The 23,115-nt window shown below is 72.3% G+C and carries 21 protein-coding genes; 11 read left to right on the top strand and 10 right to left on the bottom strand.

All coding sequences use genetic code 11. From position 1 onward, the window contains the following. Positions 1-12: 12 nt before the first annotated feature. Genes HL663_RS13575 through HL663_RS13565 form a run of 3 tightly spaced genes read right to left on the bottom strand, consistent with a single transcriptional unit; the run spans position 13 to position 3,177 of the window. Positions 13-675, bottom strand: coding sequence for an MBL fold metallo-hydrolase (locus HL663_RS13575; RefSeq protein WP_173028875.1), 663 nt, complete (start codon positions 673-675; stop codon positions 13-15). Positions 676-677: 2 nt separating this feature from the next. After that, a complete protein-coding gene (locus HL663_RS13570; protein WP_173028874.1) occupies positions 678-1,373 on the bottom strand; it encodes a maleylpyruvate isomerase family mycothiol-dependent enzyme in 696 nt (231 codons plus the stop codon). 10 nt (positions 1,374-1,383) lie between these two features. Then, on the bottom strand, positions 1,384-3,177 hold the full coding sequence (locus HL663_RS13565; protein WP_173028873.1) for a glycoside hydrolase family 15 protein: 1,794 nt from the start codon (positions 3,175-3,177) through the stop codon (positions 1,384-1,386). A 92-nt stretch (positions 3,178-3,269) separates the two neighbouring features. Here HL663_RS13565 and uvrA point away from each other — a divergent pair, with 92 nt between their 5' ends. Next, a complete protein-coding gene (gene uvrA / locus HL663_RS13560) occupies positions 3,270-6,302 on the top strand; it encodes an excinuclease ABC subunit UvrA (RefSeq protein ID WP_353654102.1) in 3,033 nt (1,010 codons plus the stop codon). 21 nt (positions 6,303-6,323) lie between these two features. Here the strand turns inward: uvrA and HL663_RS13555 are convergent, their stop codons facing one another. The 6 genes from HL663_RS13555 to HL663_RS13530 all read right to left on the bottom strand — a co-directional run bounded on the left by HL663_RS13555 (position 6,324) and on the right by HL663_RS13530 (position 12,923). Further along, positions 6,324-7,223: an SCO6745 family protein gene (locus HL663_RS13555; protein ID WP_173028872.1), complete on the bottom strand. Its 900-nt coding sequence runs from the start codon at positions 7,221-7,223 to the stop codon at positions 6,324-6,326. A gap of 93 nt (positions 7,224-7,316) precedes the next feature. Beyond that, entirely contained in the window at positions 7,317-8,021 is a 705-nt protein-coding gene (locus HL663_RS13550) for an ABC transporter ATP-binding protein (protein WP_286176062.1), read from the bottom strand. Between the two features lie 5 nt (positions 8,022-8,026). Continuing rightward, positions 8,027-8,857 carry an ABC transporter ATP-binding protein gene (locus HL663_RS13545; protein WP_286175626.1) on the bottom strand — a complete coding sequence of 277 codons (831 nt, stop codon included), beginning with the start codon at positions 8,855-8,857 and terminating at the stop codon, positions 8,027-8,029. Next, on the bottom strand, positions 8,854-10,566 hold the full coding sequence (locus tag HL663_RS13540) for a branched-chain amino acid ABC transporter permease (protein ID WP_173028870.1): 1,713 nt from the start codon (positions 10,564-10,566) through the stop codon (positions 8,854-8,856). The genes HL663_RS13545 and HL663_RS13540 overlap by 4 nt, the downstream gene beginning before the upstream one ends. Continuing rightward, positions 10,563-11,519 (bottom strand): branched-chain amino acid ABC transporter permease, encoded by a 957-nt coding sequence (locus tag HL663_RS13535; RefSeq protein WP_286175625.1) that lies wholly within the window; start codon positions 11,517-11,519, stop codon positions 10,563-10,565. Before HL663_RS13535 ends, HL663_RS13540 begins: the two co-directional genes overlap by 4 nt. A gap of 186 nt (positions 11,520-11,705) precedes the next feature. Continuing rightward, positions 11,706-12,923, bottom strand: a complete 1,218-nt coding sequence (locus tag HL663_RS13530; protein WP_286175624.1) for a branched-chain amino acid ABC transporter substrate-binding protein — start codon at positions 12,921-12,923, stop codon at positions 11,706-11,708. Positions 12,924-13,179: 256 nt separating this feature from the next. Between HL663_RS13530 and HL663_RS13525 the strand changes: the two genes are divergently transcribed. The 10 genes from HL663_RS13525 to HL663_RS13480 all read left to right on the top strand — a co-directional run bounded on the left by HL663_RS13525 (position 13,180) and on the right by HL663_RS13480 (position 22,442). Further along, on the top strand, positions 13,180-13,680 hold the full coding sequence (locus tag HL663_RS13525) for a Rieske (2Fe-2S) protein (protein WP_173028867.1): 501 nt from the start codon (positions 13,180-13,182) through the stop codon (positions 13,678-13,680). A gap of 59 nt (positions 13,681-13,739) precedes the next feature. Continuing rightward, entirely contained in the window at positions 13,740-15,698 is a 1,959-nt protein-coding gene (gene uvrC, locus HL663_RS13520; protein WP_173028866.1) for an excinuclease ABC subunit UvrC, read from the top strand. After that, complete coding sequence (gene rapZ / locus HL663_RS13515; protein ID WP_173028865.1) at positions 15,691-16,590, top strand: RNase adapter RapZ; 900 nt, start codon at positions 15,691-15,693, stop codon at positions 16,588-16,590. The genes uvrC and rapZ overlap by 8 nt, the downstream gene beginning before the upstream one ends. Further along, a complete protein-coding gene (locus HL663_RS13510) occupies positions 16,587-17,543 on the top strand; it encodes a gluconeogenesis factor YvcK family protein (RefSeq protein WP_173028864.1) in 957 nt (318 codons plus the stop codon). Before rapZ ends, HL663_RS13510 begins: the two co-directional genes overlap by 4 nt. 21 nt (positions 17,544-17,564) lie before the next feature. Then, positions 17,565-18,545, top strand: coding sequence for a DNA-binding protein WhiA (whiA, locus tag HL663_RS13505; protein WP_173028863.1), 981 nt, complete (start codon positions 17,565-17,567; stop codon positions 18,543-18,545). A 159-nt stretch (positions 18,546-18,704) separates the two neighbouring features. Further along, positions 18,705-19,709: a type I glyceraldehyde-3-phosphate dehydrogenase gene (gene gap, locus HL663_RS13500; RefSeq protein ID WP_173028862.1), complete on the top strand. Its 1,005-nt coding sequence runs from the start codon at positions 18,705-18,707 to the stop codon at positions 19,707-19,709. Between the two features lie 21 nt (positions 19,710-19,730). Next, on the top strand, positions 19,731-20,936 hold the full coding sequence (locus HL663_RS13495) for a phosphoglycerate kinase (protein WP_173028861.1): 1,206 nt from the start codon (positions 19,731-19,733) through the stop codon (positions 20,934-20,936). Further along, positions 20,937-21,734 (top strand): triose-phosphate isomerase, encoded by a 798-nt coding sequence (gene tpiA / locus HL663_RS13490; protein WP_173028860.1) that lies wholly within the window; start codon positions 20,937-20,939, stop codon positions 21,732-21,734. 101 nt (positions 21,735-21,835) lie between these two features. After that, positions 21,836-22,078, top strand: coding sequence for a preprotein translocase subunit SecG (gene secG / locus HL663_RS13485; RefSeq protein ID WP_173028859.1), 243 nt, complete (start codon positions 21,836-21,838; stop codon positions 22,076-22,078). 13 nt (positions 22,079-22,091) lie between these two features. Further along, positions 22,092-22,442: an RNA polymerase-binding protein RbpA gene (locus tag HL663_RS13480; protein WP_084696763.1), complete on the top strand. Its 351-nt coding sequence runs from the start codon at positions 22,092-22,094 to the stop codon at positions 22,440-22,442. Positions 22,443-22,638: 196 nt separating this feature from the next. On the opposite strand, the gene HL663_RS13475 is transcribed toward HL663_RS13480, so the two are convergent. Beyond that, positions 22,639-23,115: a hypothetical protein gene (locus tag HL663_RS13475; RefSeq protein ID WP_173028858.1), complete on the bottom strand. Its 477-nt coding sequence runs from the start codon at positions 23,113-23,115 to the stop codon at positions 22,639-22,641.

The raw sequence follows: 23,115 nt of genomic DNA, 5'->3' as shown, positions 1-23,115 counted from the left end.
ACAGGCTAGCCATCACCATCCGCGCTCGCGCCACTCGTCCAGGTGGGGTCGCTCGGCGCCGAGCGTCGAGTCGCCGCCGTGCCCGGGGTAGAACCAGGTCTCGTCGTCGTAGACCCCGAAGAGCCGCTCGGTGACGTCGGCGTAGAGGGAGTCGAAGTCCTGCCCCTCGTTCTTCGTGTTGCCGACGCCGCCGGGGAAGAGGGTGTCGCCGGTGAAGAGGTGCGTCACGCCGTCGGGGGCGCGCCACGCGAGCGCGACCGACCCGGGCGTGTGGCCCCGCAGGTGCACGACGTCGAGCACGAGCTCGCCGACGCGCAGCGTGTCGCCCTGTCGCAGAGGGACGTCGGGCGCCAGGGGCAGCGCGTCGGCGTCGTCCTCGCCGGCGTAGGTGCGGGCGCCGGTGGCGCGGGCGACGTCCTCCAGCGCCCGGACGTGGTCCCAGTGCTGGTGCGTCGTCACGAGGTGGTCGAGCCGCCCGGTGCCCTCCGCGACGAGGGCCAGGCAGCGGTCGGCGTCGTCGGCGGCGTCGACCATCAGCTGCTCGCCGGTGGCGGTGCAGGTGAGGAGGTAGACGTTGTTGTGCATGTCCGAGACGGACATCTTGCGCAGGGTCGCGGGGCCGAGCTCGCGCACGTCGCTCGGGCCGCCGGGGGTCACGTCGCCGGTGTAGGTCATCGTCATCGTCCGTCCGGGAGCCGGGGCAGGGGGTCGGCGGAGACGCCGTCGGTCAGGCCGCGGGCGAGCCATCCGAGCAGTGCGGCGCGGGTGCCGGTGACCGAGGCGGTGCCGAGGCCGACGGTCCACTCCTCGCCCTCGTCGGAGCGCAGGGTCACGTCCGGGGCGTCGTCGAGGGTGCGCAGCCGCTCGACCTCCTCGTCGAGGAAGGCCAGCTGCACCTCGGGCTCGAGGTCGCCGAAGCCGAAGCCCGCGTCGAGGTCGACGTGGTGCCACGTCACCTCGCGCAGCCGCATCATCGGGATGTCGGCCGCCGAGCCCCGCACGTCGCCCGGTGTGCGCTCGAGCGCGTGGCCGGCGTGCTCCGGCCGCAGCCGCACCACCTCGGCGGCGTAGGCGGCCGCGGTGGCCTCGAGGTCGTCGGCGAGCTCGGCGGGGGAGCGGTCCGCCCCGGCGTCGATGTCGGCGTTGCGCTCGGGCCGGCTCGCGTACATCGTCTCGCGGGTGCCGTCGACGGCCGAGCGGACGAGCCGCACGAGGCCGTCGGCGTTGCGGGCGACGTGGGTCGCGACGTGGCCGCGGGTCCAGCCCGCGCAGAGGCTCTCGCCGCCGGCGTCGGGCAGGGCGCGCGTGGTGGCGACGAGCCGCGCGGTGTGGTCCGCGAGGTACGTGCCCGGGTCGATCGGGGTGCCGGTCATGGCGCCGACGCTACCGCCGGGCCGCCTCCGTGTCGGCCTCCGCGACGGCGAGGGCCGCGCGGACGAGGGCGAGGTGCGAGAACGCCTGCGGGAAGTTGCCCAGCAGCGTGCCGGTGGCGGGGTCGTACTCCTCCGAGAGCAGCCCCAGGTCGTTGCGGATCGCGAGGAGGCGGTCCATCAGCGCGTGCGCCTCGTCGACCCGGCCGCAGCGGGCGTAGGCCTCGACGAGCCAGAAGGAGCACGCGAGGAAGGGGTTCTCGTCGCCGCTCAGCCCGTCGACGCCGCTCTGGGTGCGGTAGCGCAGCACGAAGCCGTCGCGCAGGAGGTCCTCCTCGACCGCACGGATGGTGCCGAGCACCCGCTCGTCGTCCGGCGGCAGGAAGCCGACCGTCGGCACGAGCAGGAGGGCGGCGTCGACCTCGCGGGTGCCGTAGTGCTGGGTGAAGGTGCCGCGCTCGGCGTCGTACCCCTTCTCGAGCACCTCGGCGTGGACGAGGTCGCGCAGCGTGCGCCAGCGCTCGACGTCCCCTTCATGGCCGTCCTCCTCGACAGCCCGGACGGCGCGGTCGAAGGCCGCCCACACCATGACCCGCGAGTGGGTGAAGTGCTGCGGCTCGCCGCGGATCTCCCACAGGCCGTTGTCGCTCTGGTCCCAGTGGTCGGCGAGGTCGTCGACGAGCGCCCGCTGCACCGCCCAGGACTCGTGGGACTCGCTGACGCCGAGGCGGCGGGCCTCGTCGAGCGAGATCATCACCTCGCCGAGGACGTCGCTCTGGCGCTGGTCGACCGCCGCGTTGCCGACGCGCACCGGCCGCGAGCCCGCGTAGCCGGGCAGGTGGTCGAGCGTGCGCTCGGGCAGCTCGCGGCTGCCGTCGACGGCGTACATGATCTGGAGGTCGGCGGGGTCGCCGGCGACCGCCCGCACGAGCCAGTCGCGCCACAGCCGGGTCTCCTCGACGTAGCCGCAGGCCAGCAGGGCCTCGAGCGTGAGCGAGGCGTCGCGCAGCCAGCAGTAGCGGTAGTCCCAGTTGCGCTCCCCGCCGACGTCCTCGGGCAGGCTCGTCGTCGGCGCCGCGACGATGCCGCCGCGCAGCTCGTCGGTCAGCAGGCGCAGGACGAGGAGCGAGCGGGTCACGGCCTCGCGGTAGGGGCCCTCGTGGGTGTGCCGCGCCGCCCAGTCGTCGAAGCGGCGGACGGTCTCCTCGACCCGGCTCGGGACGTCGAGCGCCCCCGGCACGTCGCACCACGACGGCACCCAGGTCATCGCGAACTCGTACCGCTCGCCGGCGCGCACGGTGAACTCGTCGCGGTGGTGGTGGTCGGTGGGCTCGGGCAGCCGGTCGCCGCGCAGGACGAGCATGTCGGGGCCGGCGACGGCCCGGATGACGGTGGCGCCGTCGCAGTCCTGCGTCCGCGAGACCCAGGGCAGGACCTTGCCGTAGCCGGTGCGCACGACCCACTCGTGGAGCATCGGCACCTCGCCCTCGAGCCCCTCGACGACCCGGACCAGGTCGGCCCGGCCGTCGCCGAACGGCATGAGGTCGGTCACACGGACGCGGCCGGTCGCGGTCTCGTGGACGGTGTCGAGGACGAAGCTGTGCTCGCGGTAGGCGCGGGTCGCCGTCGCCTCCTCGACCGGCCCGAGGAACCACCGGCCGTTGTCGTCGGTGCCGAGGACGGCCGCGAAACAGGCGGGGGAGTCGAAGCGGGGGAGGCAGAGCCAGTCGACCGCGCCGTGCCGGCTGACGAGCGCCGCGCCCTCGGTGTCCCCGAGGAGGGCGTACTCGGCGATGGGGGTGGTCACCCGGCCGACCCTAGACGCCGGGGCTGGACGGAACCCGGATGCCGCCAACGCTGATGAGGGGGCTGTCGGACCCGACACCTAGCATTGCGGGTGTGAGTCATGACCACCTCGTCGTCCGCGGCGCCCGCGAGCACAACCTCAAGGACGTCAGCATCGAGCTCCCCCGGGATGCTCTCGTCGTCTTCACCGGCCTCTCGGGGTCGGGCAAGTCCTCGCTGGCCTTCGACACCATCTTCGCCGAGGGGCAGCGGCGCTACGTCGAGTCCCTCTCGGCCTACGCCCGGCAGTTCCTCGGCCAGATGGACAAGCCCGACGTCGACTTCATCGAGGGCCTCTCGCCCGCGGTGTCGATCGACCAGAAGTCGACCAACCGCAACCCGCGCTCGACCGTCGGCACGATCACCGAGGTCTACGACTACCTGCGCCTGCTCTTCGCCCGGGCCGGGCGCCCGCACTGCCCGGTCTGCGGCGAGCCGATCACCCGGCAGAGCCCGCAGCAGATCGTCGACCGCCTCCTCGAGCTGCCCGAGCGCACCCGCTTCCAGCTGCTCGCCCCCGTCGTCCGCGCCCGCAAGGGCGAGTACGTCGACCTCTTCGCCGAGCTCCAGGCCAAGGGCTTCTCCCGGGCCCGCGTCGACGGCGAGGTCGTCGCCCTCACCGACCCGCCCAAGCTCGAGAAGCAGGTCAAGCACACGATCGACGTCGTCGTCGACCGCCTCGTCGCCAAGGGCAGCGACAGCTCGGCCAAGCGCCGGCTCACCGACTCCGTCGAGACCGCACTCGGGTTGGCCGGCGGCGTGGTCGTCGTCGACTTCGTCGACCTCGAGGAGGGCCACCCCGAGCGGGAGCGCCGCTACTCCGAGAAGATGGCCTGCCCGAACGACCACCCGCTGGCGATGGACGAGGTCGAGCCGCGCTCGTTCTCCTTCAACAGCCCCTTCGGCGCCTGCCCCGAGTGCAGCGGCATCGGCACCGAGCTCGAGGTCGACCCCGACCTCATCGTCCCCGACGACGACCTGACCCTCGCCCAGGGCGCCATCGCCCCGTGGGCCACGGCGTCCGGCGCGGCCGACTACTTCCAGCGCGTCATGTCGGCCCTCGCCGACGAGATGGGCTTCTCGATGGACACGCCCTGGAAGCAGCTGCCGAAGAAGGTCCGCGACTCCCTGCTCACCGGGCGCAACCACAAGGTGCACGTCCGCTACCGCAACCGGTTCGGCCGTGAGCGCTCGTACTCGACCGGCTTCGAGGGGGCCATCCCGTTCGTCCGGCGCCGGCACTCCGAGACCGACTCCGACTGGAGCCGGGAGCGCTACGAGGGCTACATGCGCGAGGTGCCGTGCCCGGTCTGCCGGGGCGCGCGCCTCAAGCCCGAGTCGCTCGCGGTGCTCATCGGCGGCCGGTCCATCGCCGACGTCTCCCGCCTCGCGATCGGCGACGCCGCGCAGTTCTTCTCGACCGTCGACTTCACCGAGCGCGAGCGGCAGATCGCGGCCCGCGTCATCAAGGAGATCGACGCCCGCCTCGGCTTCCTCCTCGACGTCGGGCTGGAGTACCTCAGCCTCGACCGCCCGGCGGGCACGCTGTCCGGCGGCGAGGCGCAGCGCATCCGCCTCGCGACGCAGATCGGCTCCGGGCTCGTCGGCGTCCTCTACGTCCTCGACGAGCCGAGCATCGGGCTGCACCAGCGCGACAACCACCGGCTCATCGAGACACTGACCCGGCTGCGCGACCTCGGCAACACGCTCATCGTCGTCGAGCACGACGAGGACACCATCGCGACCGCCGACTGGGTCGTCGACATCGGCCCGGGCGCCGGCGAGCACGGCGGCGAGGTCGTCCACTCGGGCACGGTCGCCGACCTGCTGACCCACCCGGACTCGATCACCGGCAAGTACCTCTCCGGCCGCCGTGAGATCCCGACGCCGACCGTGCGCCGCCCGCAGGAGCGGGGCCGCGAGGTCGTCGTCGTCGGGGCCACCGAGCACAACCTCGACAACGTCACCGTCGGGTTCCCGCTCGGGAACCTCGTCGCGGTCACCGGCGTCTCCGGCTCGGGCAAGAGCACGCTCGTCAACGACATCCTCTACAACGTCATGGCGAACAAGCTCAACGGCGCCCGCCACGTGCCGGGCCGGCACAAGTCGGTCACCGGGCTCGACCACCTCGACAAGGTCGTCCACGTCGACCAGAGCCCGATCGGCCGCACCCCGCGCTCGAACCCGGCCACGTACACCGGCGTCTTCGACCACGTGCGCAAGCTCTTCGCGACGACCGAGGAGGCCAAGATCCGCGGCTACCAGCCGGGTCGCTTCTCGTTCAACGTCAAGGGCGGCCGCTGCGACGCGTGCTCCGGCGACGGCACGATCAAGATCGAGATGAACTTCCTCCCCGACGTCTACGTGCCGTGCGAGGTCTGCCACGGCGCCCGGTACAACCGCGAGACGCTCGAGGTGCAGTACAAGGGCAAGTCGATCAGCGACGTGCTCGACATGCCGATCGAGGAGGCCGCCGAGTTCTTCGCCGCGGTCCCCGCCATCGCCCGGCACATGCGCACGCTCAACGAGGTCGGCCTCGGCTACGTCCGGCTCGGCCAGCCCGCGCCGACGCTGTCCGGCGGTGAGGCGCAGCGCGTCAAGCTCGCCTCCGAGCTCCAGAAGCGCTCGACCGGCCGGACCGTCTACGTGCTCGACGAGCCGACGACGGGCCTGCACTTCGAGGACATCCGCAAGCTCCTCAAGGTGCTCCAGGGCCTCGTCGACAAGGGCAACACGGTCATCGTCATCGAGCACAACCTCGACGTCATCAAGTCCGCGGACTGGCTGGTCGACCTCGGGCCCGAAGGCGGCAGCGGCGGCGGGCTGGTCATCGCCGAGGGCACGCCCGAGCAGGTCGCCGCGCTCGAGGACTCGCACACCGGTCGGTTCCTCGCGCCGATCCTCGCCCGGACCGCCCGCACGACGACGGCGCCCGCGAAGCGCGCCGCCGCGACGAAAGCCCCCGCGACGAAGGCGTCCGCGGCGAAGCGTCCGGCCACCAAGGCGGCGGCGAAGAAGACCGCGGCCAAGGGCACGGCGACCCGCCGCGAGCCGACGCGGAAGGCCACCTCGCGCAAGGCGGGCTGACCGGCCGCCCCCGTCCCGCGGTCAGGCGCGAGCGGGGGTGCCGGGCAGCCAGCCGGCGTCGATGACCTTCTTCACCACGGGGCGGGCCGACGCCAGCAGCTGCTCGGCGTCGTCGACGCCCACCCAGGCCGCGGCCGACGCGTCGTCGGTGGCGTCCTCGAGGTGGTCGCGCAGCCGCCGCCCGGCCTCGGTCAGCGTCGGCGCGCCGCCCTCGTGGGTCGGCGTCAGCAGGCCGGACGTGCCCAGCGACTCCTCGGCCCCGGCCCACTCCTCGTCGGTCCACTTCCGGGTGGGCTGGAGGAAGGCACGACCGCGGCCCGCCCGCTCCGGGCTCGTCGCGCGCAGCCAGGCGTCGTAGAGGACGAGGGACTCCAGCGGCGTCAGCCCGGCCGAGGTCAGGGCCGCGACGTGCCCGTCGCCGCGCCACTCGCGCCAGAGGGCGGTCGCGTGCCAGAGGGCCAGGTGCGGGGCGTCCGGCCAGTCCTGGGCGGCGAAGGCGGCAGCGAGCGGTCGACCGCCGTGGTCGAGCCGGTCGAGCACGGGACGCAGCCGGCCGACGAGCTCGGTCACCGCGGGGGAGCCGACGTCCCCTCCCAGCGCGGAGCGCAGCCCGGCGTCGAGGCAGCGGGTCCGCACTTCGTCGAGCCCGGACGGGGTGTGCCGCCCGAGCGCCAGGCCCCAGGCCTTGGCCACCGCCTGCGGCCGGAAGCCGAAGAACGTCGCTGCGACCACCCGGCCCGGGACCGCGCCGAGCGGGGCGGCGCGCATCCCGGTGTAGCCCCCCAGCCACCCGACGCCGAGCTCCTCGCGGGCGGCGTCGACGTGCGGGCCGAAGTACGCGGCGAGGTGGTAGGGCTCGAGGGTGCGGTAGGCCAGGCGAGCGACCGTTCGCGCGGTCTCGTCGTGCCGGAAGGTCGTCATCGGCCCACCCTAGGCGGGCCGGCCCACCGGTCGACCGACGAGAACATGCCGTGCAGGTCGAGGCCTGCACGGCATGTTCTCGTCGGTCGTCGGTCAGTCTTCTCCGAGGTAGGCCTTGCGGACGTCGTCGCTCTCGAGGAGCTCCTTGCCGGTGCCGGACAGCACGATGGTGCCGACCTCGAGGACGTAGCCCTTCGTCGCGCGCTTGAGCGCCGCCTGGGCGTTCTGCTCGACGAGGAGGATGGTCGTGCCCTGCTGCTGGAGGGTCGTCACCGTCGTCATGATCTTCTTCATCATGAGCGGCGAGAGACCCATCGACGGCTCGTCGAGCATGAGCATCTTCGGGCGACTCATCATCGCCCGGCCCATCGCGAGCATCTGCTGCTCACCGCCCGAGAACGTGCCGGCCGGCTGCACCCGCCGCTCCTCGAGGATGGGGAAGAGCTCGTACGCGGCCGCGAGGTCCTCGCGGATCCCCTTGTCCTTGCGCGAGAACGCCCCGAGCAGCAGGTTCTCCTCGACGCTCAGCTTGGGGAAGATCCGCCGACCCTCGGGGGAGTGCGCCAGGCCCAGCGAGACGATCTCGTGCGGGGCGACCTTGGTCAGGTCGCGACCGTCGAACATGATCGAGCCCGAGACCGGGCGCAGCAGGCCCGAGATCGTCTTGAGCGTCGTCGTCTTGCCCGCGCCGTTGGTGCCGATGAGCGAGACGACCTCGCCCTGGTCGACGGTGAACGAGATGCCCTTGACGGCCTTGATCTTGCCGTAGGACACGACGAGGTCCTTGACCTCCAGCATGGCGCTCACGCGCTCTCCTCCTCGTCCTCGTCGGTGTCGTCGCCGCCGATGTAGGCCTCGATGACGCGGGGGTCGGACTGCACCTCGCCGGGGGAGCCCTCGACGAGGACCTGCCCGCGGACCAGGCAGAGCACCCGGTCGCAGAGGTTGAAGATGAACCGCATGTCGTGCTCGATGACGACGACCGCGAGCCCGCTGTCCCTGATCTTGAAGATCAGGTGCATCGTCTCCTCGGTCTCCTTGGGGTTCATGCCCGCGGTCGGCTCGTCGAGGAGCAGGATCTGCGGGTCCGTCGCGAGGGCCCGCGCGATCTCCAGCCGGCGCTGGTCGCCGTAGGGGAGGTTGCGCGCGAGGATCTCGGTCGACCTCCCGAGCCCGACGTAGTCGAGCAGCTCCTGCGCCCGCAGCCGGGTCGCCTCCTCCTCGCGCCGGAACTTCGGCCCGCGGAGGATGGAGGTCAGCGCCATCGACGAGGTCCGGCAGTAGCGCCCGACCATGACGTTCTCGAGCGCCGTCATGTTGCCGAAGAGCCGGATGTTCTGGAAGGTCCGGGCCATGCCGGCGCGGACGACCTTGAGCGGCTTCGGCGGCAGCTGCTCACCGCCGAGGGTCACGCGACCCTCGGTCGGGATGTACATCCCGGTGAGGCAGTTGAAGAAGGTCGTCTTGCCGGCGCCGTTCGGGCCGATGAGCCCGACGATCTCGCCGTCGTGGACCTTCATGCTGACGTCGCCGACGGCGGTGAGGCCGCCGAAGCGCATCGTCACGTGCTCGGCCTCGAGGACGACGCGGTCCCCGATCGTGTGCCCGCTCGGCGCGGGGTCGGTGACGGTCACTTCGCCTCCTCCAGGTGTTCGGACTGCACGATCTCGGCGAGCTCCTCGTCGTCCTCGTGGAACTCCAGCTGCCGTCGTTTGCTCGCGACGAGACCCTCCGGCCGGAAGCGCATCATGACGACGAGCAGCAGGCCGAAGATGAGCAGCCGGTAGTCGTTGACGACGCGGGCCTTCTCGGGCAGCAGCTTGAGGACGGTGGCGCCGACGAGGACGCCGGCCACCGTGCCCATGCCGCCGAGGACGACAGCGGCGAGGAGGAACGCCGACTCGAGGAAGATGTACTGGTCGGGCGTCACCGAGGTGTCCTGGTGCGCCTTGATCGTCCCGGCGAGGCCGGCGAGCGAGGCACCCACCGCGAAGGCGAGGAGCTTGAGCCCGAAGACGTTGACGCCCATGGCCTCGGCCGCGCGCTCGTCCTCGCGGATGGCGACCCAGCCGCGCCCGATCCGGCTGTCGTTGAGCCGGGTGAAGACGAGGATGACGAACGCGATGAGCAGGAGCAGCAGGAAGTAGTAGTTGCTGAACCGGCCGAGCGGGATGCCCGCGATCGTGTGCGTCTGGCCGAAGTCGAACCCGAAGAAGTTGAGGTCCGGGATGCCGGGGATGCCGTTCGGGCCGTTGGTCAGGTCGGGGCCGTTGTTGCCGTCGAGGTTGAACATCGCCAGGCGGAAGATCTCGCCGAAGCCGAGCGTGACGATGGCGAGGTAGTCGCCCGAGACCCGCAGCGTCGGGGAGCCGATGATCAGGCCGAAGATCGACGCGACGAGCATCCCGAGGAGCATGACGACGAGGAAGGGCGGGTTCCACCCGATCGTGGCGAACGCCGACTTCGAGAGCATCGCGCCGACGTAGGCGCCGGTGCCGAGGAAGGCGATGTAGCCCAGGTCGAGCAGGCCCGCGAGGCCGACGACGATGTTGAGGCCGAGCGCGGTCGCCGCGAAGATGAGGATCTGCGTGGCGATCGACATGTTCGCGTCCGACCCGTCCTGGGTGAACGGGAAGAGGAACGCGACGAGGAAGGCCGCGAGCAGGAGCGGGCGCCGGTTGTTCTGCCCGACGAACCCGAGGTACTCGCCGAACCCGCTGCCCACGAGGCCGACCGCCACGGTGAGCAGGGCGACGAGCAGGCAGCCGAAGGTGGCCGGGTCCTCGACGTTGAGCGTGTAGGCCGTCGCGAAGAGCAGCAGCCCGAGCATGACGACGATGACGAGGATCTCGGCCCAGGAGGGCAGCCGCGGCCAGGTGTGCACGTCGAGGTCGACGTGCGGCGCGAGCAGCCCGCCCGCGAGGACGAGCGCCGCGCCGACGAGGCCGACCCAGCCGCCCTCGTTGACGTTGACGAGCCCGCCCGCCTGGTAGGCGACGGCGATGATGCCCGCGAGGGCGAACACCACCGAGCCCCAGCCGACGGCCCGCAGCCCGCGGCCCGGGTTGAGCCACCCCGGCCGGCGGAACAGGAGCACGCCGAGGGCGAGCGCGACGATGCCGAGGAGCATCGCGTAGAGCTGGATGCCGAGCGGGTAGAACCGGACGCTGACGTCGTCGAGGATCCGGTTGTCGTACGACCACGAGAGCAGGCCGCTCACGAGGAGCAGCGCGCCGCCGACGACCGCGAGGATCGCCGCCCGGCCGCCGTGCTGCTGACGCAGCCGGTCCAGGCGCGTGAGCTCGGGGTCGGTCTGGTCGGGGGAGTGCGTCACGGTGCTCATGCGCGGTCCACCACCTTTGCGCCGAGGAGGCCCTGCGGTCGGAAGACGAGGACGAGGATGAGGAGCGCGAACGCCCACACGTCCTTCCACGGGCTGCCGCCGAAGGTGCCGGGGATGAACTGGACGGCCAGCGCCTCGACCAGGCCCAGGGTGAGACCGCCGATGACGGCGCCCCAGACGTTGCCGATGCCGCCGAGGACGGCGGCGGTGAAGGCCTTGAGCCCCGCGAGGAAGCCCATCTTGAAGTTGATGTTCGTGACCTGCAGGCCCTGCGCGATGCCGGCGATGGCCGCGAGCGTGGCGCCGATGACGAAGGCGACGACGATGATGCGGTCGACGTTGATGCCCATGAGCCGGGCGGTGTCGGGGTCCTGCGAGACGGCCTGCATCGCACGACCGGTCTTGGTGCGCGAGACGAAGTAGAAGAGCCCCGCCGCGCAGATGACGAGGGCGCCGACGGTGAAGATCGTCGAGCGCTGGACCGTCACGCCGCCCCAGTTGAACGCGGGGCCGCTGACGACCTCGATCTGGGGGAAGGGGACCTTCTGCTTGGCGTCGGGGAAGCTCGGGATCTTGCCGTAGAGGAGGCGGACGGCCTCCTGGAGGAAGACCGAGATGCCGATGGCCGTGATGAGCGGGGCGAGCCGCGGCGCGTTGCGCAGCGGCCGGTAGGCGATGCGCTCCATGAGGACCGCGATGGCCACCGACGCGGCGACCGCACCGACGATGAGGACGGGGAGCGCCCAGAAGGGGAGCATCTCGCCGCCGTCGACGTAGCTGCGGAAGAAGAGGAGCGCGGTGCTGAGGGCGCCGAACGCGCCGACCATGAAGATCTCGCCGTGGGCGAAGTTGATCAGCTGGATGATCCCGTAGACGACCGTGTATCCGACCGCGATCAGGGCGTACAGCGATCCCAGGGTCAGCCCGTTGACGAGCTGCTGGGCAAGTTCCACCACGACCTCCTAGGCGTGACGTGCGGGTGGGCTGGGGGGAGAGTAGCGGGTGACGTGGGTCACGCACAGACGCCACACGGGGCGTGGGCCGACGCTCGGCGGCCGGGTCCGGACACGGACGGCGGGGGTGGTCTGCTCGACCACCCCCGCCGTCGGGGTGCTCATGACGAGGTCGTCAGGAGCGGCTTACTTGAACTCCTCCGTGTTCACGGGGGCCCACGCGCCGTCCTTGACCGCGTAGACGGTGAGGACCTTGGACGTGGTGTCGCCGTACTCGTCGAACGCGACCTTGCCGGTCACGCCGTCGAAGGAGACGCTGCTCATCGCCTGGACCGTGCCCTGGCGGGCGGCGTCGGCCGAGGCCGCGCTGGCGAGGGAGGTCTTGAGCGCGTTGATGATGGAGTTCGCGGCGTCGTACGCGTACGCGCCGTAGGCCTCGTAGGGCTCGGCGTAGCCGCCCGCGTTGTAGGCCTGGACGAACGCCTTGGCCGACTCGAGCTGGTCGGTCGGGGCGCCGACCGAGGTGGCGAGGTCGCCGGTGGCGGTGTTGCCGGCCAGCTTGATGAACTCACCGGAGTAGATGCCGTCGCCACCCATGAGCGGGACGTTGAGGCCGGCGGCCTTCATCTGCTGCGAGAACGGGCCACCCTGGGGGAACTCCCCGCCGTAGTAGACGGCCTTCGGGTTGCTCGGCTTGATCTTGCTGACGACGGCGTCGTACTTGTCGTCGTCGGGGTTGATCGTCTCGGCCGCGACGATCTTGCCGCCGAGCTTGGTGAACTCCTGGCTGAAGGCGTCGACGAGGCCCTGGCCGTAGGTCTTCTTGTCGTGGACCGTCGCGACCTCCTTGATGCCGGCCTTCTCGAAGAGGTAGCGCGCCGCGAACGGGCCCTGGATCGAGTCGGTCGTGCAGGTGCGGAAGTAGTTCGGGTAGGTCCGCTTGGGGGCGGTCGCGAAGTCGGCGCCCTGGGTGAGCGACGGGTTGGTGTTGGCCGGCGAGACCATCGTGATGTTGGCCGTCGCGAGCACCGGCTGGACGCTCTGCGCCACCGAGCTGTTGAGCGTGCCGACGACACCGACGACCTCGTTGTCGGACGCGAGCTTCGTCGCGGCGTTCTTGCCGACGTCGGGCGTGGCCTGGTCGTCCTCGGCCGCGAGCTCGAGCGTCCAGCCCGGGATGGCGTTGGACTCGTTGGCCTGCTTGATGGCGAGGTCGACCGAGTGCTCGATGCCCTTGCCGAGGGCGGCGAGGTCACCGGAGAGCGGCGCGATGACGCCGATCTTGGCGACCTTCTTGTCGCCGGAGCCGTTGCCGGTGTCGCTGCCGCCGTCGTCGCCGCCACGCGTGCCGCAACCGGTGAGCGCGAGCGAGGCCACGAGCAGCGAGGCGCCAACGGCAACCACGGAACGCTGAGGCACAGTTCCTCCTGGGGATCTGGTCTGGTGAGCGGATGCTCCTGCCCGCCGACGCGGACCTGACGGAATGTAGCCGTGATCGGCGGATTTGCCGAGGACCTTCTTGGTTGTGGTGCCGAGTTGTTACCTGCGGATCCAGCAGGTGGACGGCACCGACGGACAGTGGACGAAGGTCCACAGGCGCCGTCCAGCGTCGACATGGATACTGCCGAGTGACACCCACCCGGCCGAGAGGGACCGCCCGATGAGCATCGACAGCCCCACCCCGTCCAGCACCGCGTCGAGCACCGCCTGCGGCTCCGGCTGCTCGTGCGTCACCCGTCGCCAGTCCTTCCGCACGGCCGGCGCCGTGGGCGCCGCCGTCGTCGGCGCCGGGTCCCTCGCCGCCTGCGGCTCCGACGACGTCCAGCAGGCGGCCGGCGCCGCGAGCTCCGCGGCGAGCGCGGCGAGCTCGGCCGTGTCCCAGGCCATCAAGGCGGCCGAGATCCCCGTCGGCGGCGGCAAGGTCTTCGAGTCGATCTCGACGGTCGTCACGCAGCCGACCCAGGGCGAGTTCAAGGCGTTCTCGTCGGTCTGCACCCACCAGGGCTGCCAGGTCGGCGGCGTCGCGGACGGCATCATCACCTGCCCCTGCCACGGCAGCCAGTTCGACGCGGCGACCGGTGCCGTCAAGCAGGGCCCGGCCACCAAGCCGCTGCCCGAGAAGTCCGTGACGGTCAGCGGCGACGGCCTCACCGTCTCCTGAGCGCACCCGCCCCCGACACGCCCGTCGGGCGTGTCGGGGGAGCGGCTTAGGGTTGTCGCGTGGCCGACCCCTCGACGTACCGCCCCCGGCCGGGTGAGATCCCGACGGACCCGGGCGTGTACCGCTTCCGTGACCGCGAGGGGCGCGTCATCTACGTCGGCAAGGCCAAGTCGCTGCGCCAGCGGCTCTCCTCGTACTTCCAGGACGTCGCCGCGCTCCACCCGCGCACCCAGACGATGGTGCGCACCGGCGCGAGCGTCGAGTGGACCGTCGTCGGCACCGAGGTCGAGGCGCTCCAGCTCGAGTACTCCTGGATCAAGGAGTTCGACCCGCGGTTCAACGTCAAGTACCGCGACGACAAGTCCTACCCCTACCTCGCCGTGACGATGGCCGACGAGTACCCCCGCGCGCTCGTCGTCCGCGGCGCGAAGAAGAAGGGCACGCGCTACTTCGGGCCCTACGCGCACGCCTGGGCCATCCGCGAGACGCTCGACCTCGCGATGCGCGTCTTCCCGATGCGCACCTGCTCGTCGGGGGTCTTCCGGCGCGCGGAGCAGGTCGGGCGGCCGTGCCTGCTCGGCTACATCGACAAGTGCAGCGCCCCCTGCGTCGGCCGCGTCGACGCCGCGCGCCACCGCGAGATCGCCGAGGACTTCTGCGACTTCATGGCCGGCAACAGCGGCCGGTTCATGTCGCGGCTCACCCGGGAGATGAAGGCCGCCGCCGCCGAGCTCGACTTCGAGCGGGCCGCCCGGCTGCGCGACGACATCGGCGCCCTCGAGCGCGTGCTCGAGAAGTCGGCGGTCGTCCTGCCCGACGCCACCGACGCCGACGTGTTCGCCCTCGCCGAGGACGAGCTCGAGGTCGCGGTCCAGCTCTTCCACGTCCGGGGCGGTCGCGTGCGCGGCCAGCGCGGCTGGGTGGCGGAGCGCGACGCCGAGACCACCCCCGAGGTCGTCGAGCACCTGCTCCAGCAGGTGTACGGCGGCGAGTCCGGCGAGGGCGTGCCGCGCGAGGTCCTCGTGCCGGTCCTGCCGGACGACGACGAGGCCCTCGCGGCGTGGCTCGCCGGCCTGCGCGGCAGCCGGGTCGACCTGCGCGTCCCGCAGCGCGGCGACAAGCGGACCCTCATGGAGACGGTGGCGCGCAACGCGTCCCAGAGCCTCGCGCGGCACAAGGTGACGCGGGCCGGCGACCTCACGACGCGCAGCCAGGCGCTCCAGCAGCTCCAGGAGGTCCTCGACCTCGAGGACGCCCCGCTGCGCATCGAGTGCTACGACATCAGCCACGTCCAGGGCACCCAGGTCGTCGGCTCGATGGTCGTCTTCGAGGACGGTCTGCCCCGCAAGTCCGAGTACCGGCGCTTCATCGTCCGCGGCGACGAGACGGGCGCCACCGACGACACGGCCGCCATGCACGAGGTCCTCACCCGCCGCTTCCGCCGCGGGCGCAAGGAGGCCGAGGAGCGCGAGGCCGAGGTCGCCGAGGGCCGTGAGCGGCCGGCACGCTTCGCCTACACCCCGAACCTCGTCGTCGTCGACGGCGGTCTGCCGCAGGTCAACGCGGCCGCGCGTGCCCTCGAGGACGCGGGGGCGGTCGACGTCGCCGTCGTGGGTCTCGCCAAGCGCCTCGAGGAGGTCTGGGTGCCGGGGGAGGAGTACCCCGTCATCCTGCCGCGCACGAGCGAGGGGCTCTACCTGCTCCAGCGGCTGCGCGACGAGGCGCACCGGTTCGCGATCACCTTCCACCGCCAGCGGCGCTCGAAGGCGATGACGCAGAGCGCGCTCGACGGCATCGCCGGGCTCGGCGAGAAGCGGCGCCAGGCACTGCTCAAGCGCTTCGGGTCGGTCAAGAAGATCCGCGCCGCCACCCTCGAGGAGCTGGCCGACGTGCCGGGCATCGGGCCTGCGCTGGCGGCCGTGGTTGCGGCAGAGTTGGGCTCGACCGAGCAGGACATGCCGGCCATCGACCCGATGACGGGCGAGGTCGTCGAGCAGGACGGAGCATCCAGTGGCTGACGCACCGGCGTCGGGGTCGAACGGGCGGGCGGACTTCCTCGTCGTCAGCGGGATGAGCGGCGCAGGCCGCTCGACCGCCGCCAACGTCCTCGAGGACCACGGGTGGTACGTCGTCGACAACCTCCCCCCGCAGCTCATCCCCGCGATGGCGGTGCTCGCCGGCCGGGCCCGCGACGAGGGCGCCGGTGACCTGCGCATCGCCGCCGTCGTCGACGTGCGCGCCCGCCCGTTCAGCTCCGAGCTGCGCGACGGCATCGCCGCGGTGCGCGAGCACGGCTGGCACCCGCAGCTGATGTTCCTCGACGCCACCGACGAGGCCCTCGTGCGCCGCTTCGAGAGCGTCCGGCGCCCGCACCCCCTCCAGGGGGAGGGCCGGCTGCTCGACGGCATCCAGACCGAGCGCGAGCTGCTGCGCGACCTGCGCGCCGACGCCCACGTCGTCATCGACACCTCCGGCCTCAACGTGCACCAGCTGGCGCGCAAGCTGACCCCGATCGTCGGCGTGAGCGGCGGGCCGTCGCTGCGCCTGGCCGTCATGTCCTTCGGCTTCAAGTACGGCGTCCCCCTCGACGCCGACTTCGTCTTCGACATGCGCTTCCTGCCCAACCCGTTCTGGGTGCCGGAGCTGCGCCCGCTGACCGGCGTCGACGAGCCCGTCGCCGACTACGTGATGTCGCAGGCCGGCGCCTCGTCGTTCGTCGAGCGGGTCGTCTCGCTCATGGAGCCGGTCACCGACGGGTACCGCCGCGAGGGTCGGCGCTACGCGACCGTCGCCGTGGGCTGCACCGGGGGCAAGCACCGCTCGGTCGCGGTGGCCGAGGCCCTCTCGCGCCGGCTCGGCGGGCCCGACGTCGCGACCTTCGTGGTCCACCGCGACCTGGGGCGCGAGTGAGCGGCCCGGTCGTCACCGCCCTCGGCGGCGGCCACGGCCTGGCGGCGACCCTCACCGCCCTGCGCTTCGTCACCGACGAGGTGACGGCGGTCGTCACGGTCGCCGACGACGGCGGCTCGAGCGGCCGGCTGCGCGACGAGTTCGGCGTGCTGCCTCCCGGCGACCTGCGGATGGCCCTCGCGGCCCTGTGCAGCGACACCGAGTGGGGCCACACCTGGCGCGACGTCCTCCAGCACCGGTTCGCCGGCGACGGGCCGCTCGGCGGGCACGCGCTGGGCAACCTGCTCATCGTCGCCCTCTGGGAGCTGCACGAGGACCCCGTCGCCGGGCTCGACCTCGTCGGACGCCTCCTCCAGGCGCGCGGCCGGGTGCTGCCGATGGCCGCCGTCCCCCTGGCCATCGAGGCCGACGTCACCGGCCTCGACCCGCGGGATCCCTTCTCGCGCACCACGATCCGTGGTCAGGCCCAGGTGGCCCGCACCCGCGGCCAGGTCGAGGGCATCCGCCTCGTGCCGTCCGACCCGCCCGCGTACCCCGAGTCCGTCGCCGCGATCCGCAGCGCCGACTGGGTCGTCCTCGGGCCGGGCTCGTGGTTCACCTCGGTCATGACCCACCTCCTCGTGCCCGACCTCGAGGAGGCCCTGCGGGTCACGCGCGCCCGGCGGCTGCTCGTCCTCAACCTCGACCCCGGCTCGGGCGAGACGGCCGGCTTCGACGCCGTGCGCCTCCTCGGCTCGTTCGCGGCGCTGGCGCCCGGGCTGCGCCTCGACGGCGTCCTCGTCGACCCCGCCGCCGTCGAGGACCGCGAGGCCCTCGAGGCCGCCGCGGCCCGGCTCGGCGCGCAGCTGCACGTCACCGCGGTGGCCCGGGCGCAGCACGCCGGCGAGCACGACCCGCTCCGGTTCGCGGCCGCGCTGCGGGACATCCTGTACACCCCGCGACCCGGCCACTGACGCGTGGCAGGATGGCTCGCTATGGCGATGACGGCGAAGGTGAAGGACGAGCTGAGCAGGCACGTCGTGACCAAGCCCTGTTGCCGCAAGGCCGAGGTCGCGGCGATGCTGCGGTTCGCCGGTGGCCTGCACATCATCGGGGGGCGCATCGTCGTCGAGGCCGAGCTCGACACCGCGAGCGCCGCGCGACGCCTGCGACGTGAGCTCGCCGAGGTGTACGGGCACACCCCGGAGGTCCTCGTCCTCGCGGCCGGGGGGCTGCGCAAGGGCAGCCGCTACGTCGTCCGGGTCGTCCAGGACGGCGAGGCGCTGGCCCGCCAGACCGGCCTCATCGACAGCCGCGGCCGCCCGGTGCGGGGGCTGCCGGCCAAGGTCGTCAGCGGCTCGGTGTGCGACGCCGAGGCCGCGTGGCGCGGCGCGTTCCTCGCCCACGGCTCGCTGACCGAGCCCGGTCGCTCCTCGGCCCTCGAGGTCACCTGCCCCGGCCCCGAGGCCGCCCTCGCCCTCGTCGGCGCCGCGCGCCGGCTCGGCATCCAGTCCAAGGCCCGCGAGGTCCGGGGCGTCGACCGCGTCGTCATCCGCGACGGCGACGCCATCGGGGCGATGCTCACGCGGCTCGGCGCGCACGACGCCGTCCTCGCCTGGGAGGAGCGCCGCATCCGGCGCGAGGTCCGGGCGACGGCCAACCGCCTGGCCAACTTCGACGACGCCAACCTGCGGCGCTCGGCCCGGGCGGCCGTCGCCGCCGGCGCGCGCGTCGAGCGGGCCCTGGAGATCCTCGGCGAGGAGGTGCCCGAGCACCTGCGCGAGGCCGGCGAGCTGCGGCTGCAGCACAAGCAGGCCTCCCTCGAGGAGCTCGGCCAGCTGGCCCAGCCGGTCATGACCAAGGACGCGGTCGCCGGGCGCATCCGCCGCCTGCTCGCGATGGCCGACAAGAAGGCCCAGGACGACGGCATCCCGGACACCGAGGCGGTCCTCACCGCCGACATGCTCGACGGCTGAGAGCCCCCGGCGCGTCTCACGGGGACGCGTGCGTAAACGGTTACTCGCCCGTACCCCGGACACCCTGAGCGTCGTCCGGGGTGGGGTCTAGGGTGTGTGGTGGACCACAGGGACGTGGGATCCGCCACGTCCTCACCTCCCCATCGGAAGGCAACGCAAGTGACCGTTCGCGTAGGCATCAACGGCTTCGGCCGCATCGGGCGCAACTTCTTCCGCGCCGTGCAGGCGTCGGGCGCCGACATCGAGATCGTCGCCGCCAACGACCTGATGGACAACCAGACCATCGCCCACCTGCTGAAGTACGACTCGGTCCTCGGCGTCCTCGCCGACGACGTCTCGTACACCGACGACTCGATCACCGTCGGCGGCACGACGATCCGCATCTTCGCCGAGCGCAACCCCGCCGACATCGCCTGGGGCGAGGCGGGCGCCGACATCGTCATCGAGTCGACCGGCATCTTCACGGACGCGACGAAGGCCAAGGCCCACCTCGACGGCGGCGCCAAGAAGGTCATCATCTCCGCGCCGGCGAAGAACGAGGACGGCACCTTCGTCATGGGGGTCAACCACGAGGACTACGACCCGGAGACGATGCACGTCATCTCCAACGCGTCGTGCACGACCAACTGCCTCGCGCCGATGGCCAAGCCGCTCCACGACGAGCTCGGCATCGTCAAGGGCCTCATGACGACGATCCACGCGTACACCTCGGACCAGAACCTCCTCGACGGCCCGCACCGCGACCTGCGTCGCGCCCGCGCCGCCGCGCTCTCGATCATCCCGACGAGCACCGGCGCCGCGAAGGCCATCGGCCTGGTCATGCCCGAGCTCAAGGGCAAGCTCGACGGCTACGCGCTGCGCGTGCCCACCCCGACCGGCTCCGCCACCGACCTCACCTTCGAGGCCGGCCGCGAGACGACCGTCGAGGAGGTCAACGCGATCATCAAGGCGGCGGCCGAGGGCCCGCTCAAGGGCTTCCTCAAGTACACCGAGGACCCGATCGTCTCCGCCGACATCGTCACCGACCCCAGCTCCTGCATCTTCGACGCGGGCCTGACCAAGGTCATCGGCAACCAGGTCAAGGTCGTCGGCTGGTACGACAACGAGTGGGGCTACTCCAACCGCCTCATCGACCTCACCGCTCTCGTCGGCAAGAGCCTGTGAGCCGGGGGGACCGACCGACCCATGGCTGACATCGCCTCGCTGGGCGACCTGCGCGGCACGCGCGTCCTCGTCCGGTCAGACCTCAACGTGCCCCTCGACGGCACGACGATCACCGACGACGGCCGCATCCGGGCGTCGGTCCCCACCCTCCGGCAGCTGTCCGAGGCGGGCGCACGCGTCATCGTGTGCGCCCACCTCGGGCGTCCCCAGGGCGCGCCGGAGGAGAAGTACTCCCTCCGGCCCGTCGTCGGCCGGCTGTCCGAGCTGCTCGGCCGCGACGTCGTCTTCGCCACCGACACGGTGGGGGAGAGCGCACGGGCCGCGGTCGACGCGATGCAGGACGGCGACGTCGTCCTGCTCGAGAACCTCCGGTTCAACGCCGGCGAGACCGCCAAGTCCGACGAGGACCGCGCCGAGTTCGCCGACGCCCTCGCCGGCCTGGCGCAGGCGTTCGTGTCCGACGGCTTCGGCGTCGTCCACCGCAAGCAGGCCTCGGTCTACGACGTCGCCACCCGGCTGCCGTCCGCGATGGGCGGGCTCGTCCACGACGAGGTCGAGGTGCTCAAGCGCCTCACCGAGTCGCCCGAGCGCCCCTACGCGGTCGTCCTCGGCGGCGCCAAGGTCGCCGACAAGCTCGCGGTCATCGACAACCTCATGGGCACGGCCGACCGCCTCCTCATCGGCGGCGGGATGCTCTTCACCTTCCTCGCGGCCCAGGGCCACGAGATCGGCACGAGCCTCTTCGACGCCGACAGCGTCGAGGCGTGCAAGGGGTACCTCGAGCGCGCCGAGCGGGAGGGCGTCGAGATCGTCCTGCCGGTCGACGTCGTCGTCGGCCGCGAGTTCTCGGCCGACACCGAGGTCGACACGGTCGCCGCGGACGCCATCCCGGCCGACACGATGGGCCTGGACATCGGCCCCGAGTCGGCCCGGCTCTACGCCGAGAAGCTCGCCGACGCGCGCACCGTGTTCTGGAACGGCCCGATGGGGGCCTTCGAGATGGAGCCCTTCGCGGCCGGCACGCAGGCGCTCGCCCGGGCGCTCGTCGAGGCCACCGAGGCCGGCGCGCTGACCGTCGTCGGAGGTGGCGACTCCGCCGCCGCCGTCCGGCAGCTCGGCTTCACCGACGACCAGTTCGGCCACATCTCCACCGGTGGTGGCGCCTCCCTCGAGTACCTCGAGGGCAAGGAGCTGCCCGGCATCGCGATCCTCACGAAGGAGCACTGAATGGCCTCCGGCCGCACCCCGCTCATGGCGGGGAACTGGAAGATGAACCTGGACCACCTCCAGGCCACCCACCTCGTGCAGAAGCTCGACTGGACGCTCAAGGACGGCAGGCACGACTTCGGCGCCGTCGAGGTCGTCGTCCTGCCGCCGTTCACCGACATCCGCAGCGTCCAGACGCTCATCGACGGTGACCGGCTCGAGCTCAAGCACGGCGCGCAGGACCTCTCCGCCCACGCGTCCGGTGCCTACACCGGCGAGGTGAGCGGCGCGATGCTCGCCAAGCTCGGCTGCTCCTACGTGGCCGTCGGCCACAGCGAGCGGCGCGAGTACCACGGCGAGACCGACGAGGTCGTCAACAGCAAGGTCAAGGCCGCCTACGCCGCCGGCATCACGCCGATCTTCTGCGTCGGCGAGGGCCTCGAGATCCGCCAGGCGGGCACGCACGTCGAGCACGTCCTCGCGCAGGTCGCGGCCGGCCTCGAGGGCGTCCCGGCCGAGCAGGCCGCCTCCGTGGTCGTCGCCTACGAGCCCGTCTGGGCCATCGGCACCGGCGAGGTCGCGACGCCCGAGGACGCGCAGGAGGTGTGCGGGGCCATCCGGACCCGGCTCGCCGAGCTGTACTCCGGCGACGTCGCAGACGGCATCCGCGTCCTCTACGGCGGCTCGGTCAAGTCCGGCAACGTCGCGGCGATCATGGGCCAGGACGACGTCGACGGCGCGCTCGTCGGCGGGGCCTCGCTCGAGGCCGGCGAGTTCGCCGCCATCTGCCGCTTCCGCGACCACCGCGGCACCGTCTGACCCGCTCCCGGCCGCCGCGCCCACCCGGGTCGCGGCGGCCGGGCCGGGCAGCGGTTATCCTTGTCCGGTTGTCCCCGACCCCCACACCGAAGGATCCCTCCGTGGAAGCGGTTCGCATCGGCCTCCAGGTCCTCCTGGTCATGGGAGGCCTGTTCCTGACCCTCCTCATCCTGCTCCACAAGGGCAAGGGTGGCGGCCTCTCGGACATGTTCGGCGGTGGCATGTCGAGCTCGCTCGGCGGCTCCTCCGTCGCCGAGCGCAACCTCGACCGGATCACGGTCGGCGTGGCCGCCGTCTGGTTCACCTGCGTCGTCGGTCTCGGCGTCCTCGAGCGGTTCGCCTGAGAGGGGCTGGACGATGGCTGGTGGTAACGCGATCCGTGGTTCGCGCGTCGGTGCGGGCCCCATGGGCGAGGCCGAGCGCGGCGAGGCGGCCCCGCGCCGCTACGTCTCCTTCTGGTGCTCCAACGGGCACGAGACGAAGCCGAGCTTCGCGGAGGAGGCCGGCCTCGTCGTCCCCGAGCAGTGGGACTGCCCGCGCTGCGGCTTCCCCGCCGGGCAGGACCGGGACAACCCGCCCGCCCCGCCCAAGGTCGAGCCGTACAAGACGCACCTCGCGTACGTGAAGGAGCGCCGCTCCGACGAGGACGGCCAGGCCATCCTCGACGAGGCGCTGGCGAGCCTGCGCGGTCGTGGCCTCATCCAGTGAGGCACTGACCCCGAGCAGCACGCGACGACCCCCGGCCACGACGGCCGGGGGTCGCTGCGTCGTGTGGTGGATCGTCGAGCGGGCGCCCGTCCCGCAGCTCCGGATGCTGGGGCGGTGCGGATCGGTCGAGGTGATGTCCGACCTCCTGACGGTCCGGTTTCACCTCGACCCGTGGTCGGGACGCGGGGGACCAGGGTCAGCGGCGGGCGGTGCGGGCCAGGTGGCCCACGACGTTCTCGACCCAGTCGGGCTCGCGCTGCATCCAGCGCACCGCGACGAGGGTGCGCACGACGACCGGGACCCCGCGCCGCGGGGGTTCGACGGCGACGTCGGTGCCGAACGGGTCGGTGCTGACCACCCAGCGGTAGCCGGCCCCGACGAGGTGGTCGCCGACGGCGGTCGCGACGACCGTCACGGCCTCGGGCCCCTCGGCCTCGTCCCCACGGGAGAGGGCCGCGCTCCACGCCGACGCGATCGTGCCGAGGTCGGCCGGGTCGATGCCGTGCTCGGCGTAGCGCAGCCGGTAGGCCTCGAGCCGGGCCTCCTCCTCGCCGGTGAGCGGCCGGGTCGAGACCTCCTCGACCGGCTCGATACCGTCGGAGCCCGCCGGGCCGTCGTCGGCCACGAGCGTGTCGTCGTCACCGCGGGAGCGCCAGCGGTCGAGGATGCCCAC

Origin of the sequence: Arthrobacter sp. NEB 688, from assembly GCF_013201035.1 — a bacterium.
In the GTDB taxonomy this organism is placed as follows: domain Bacteria; phylum Actinomycetota; class Actinomycetes; order Actinomycetales; family Dermatophilaceae; genus Phycicoccus.
The sequence above is the reverse complement of the archived record's forward strand: the minus strand, read 5'-3'. Positions and strand labels throughout refer to the sequence as shown.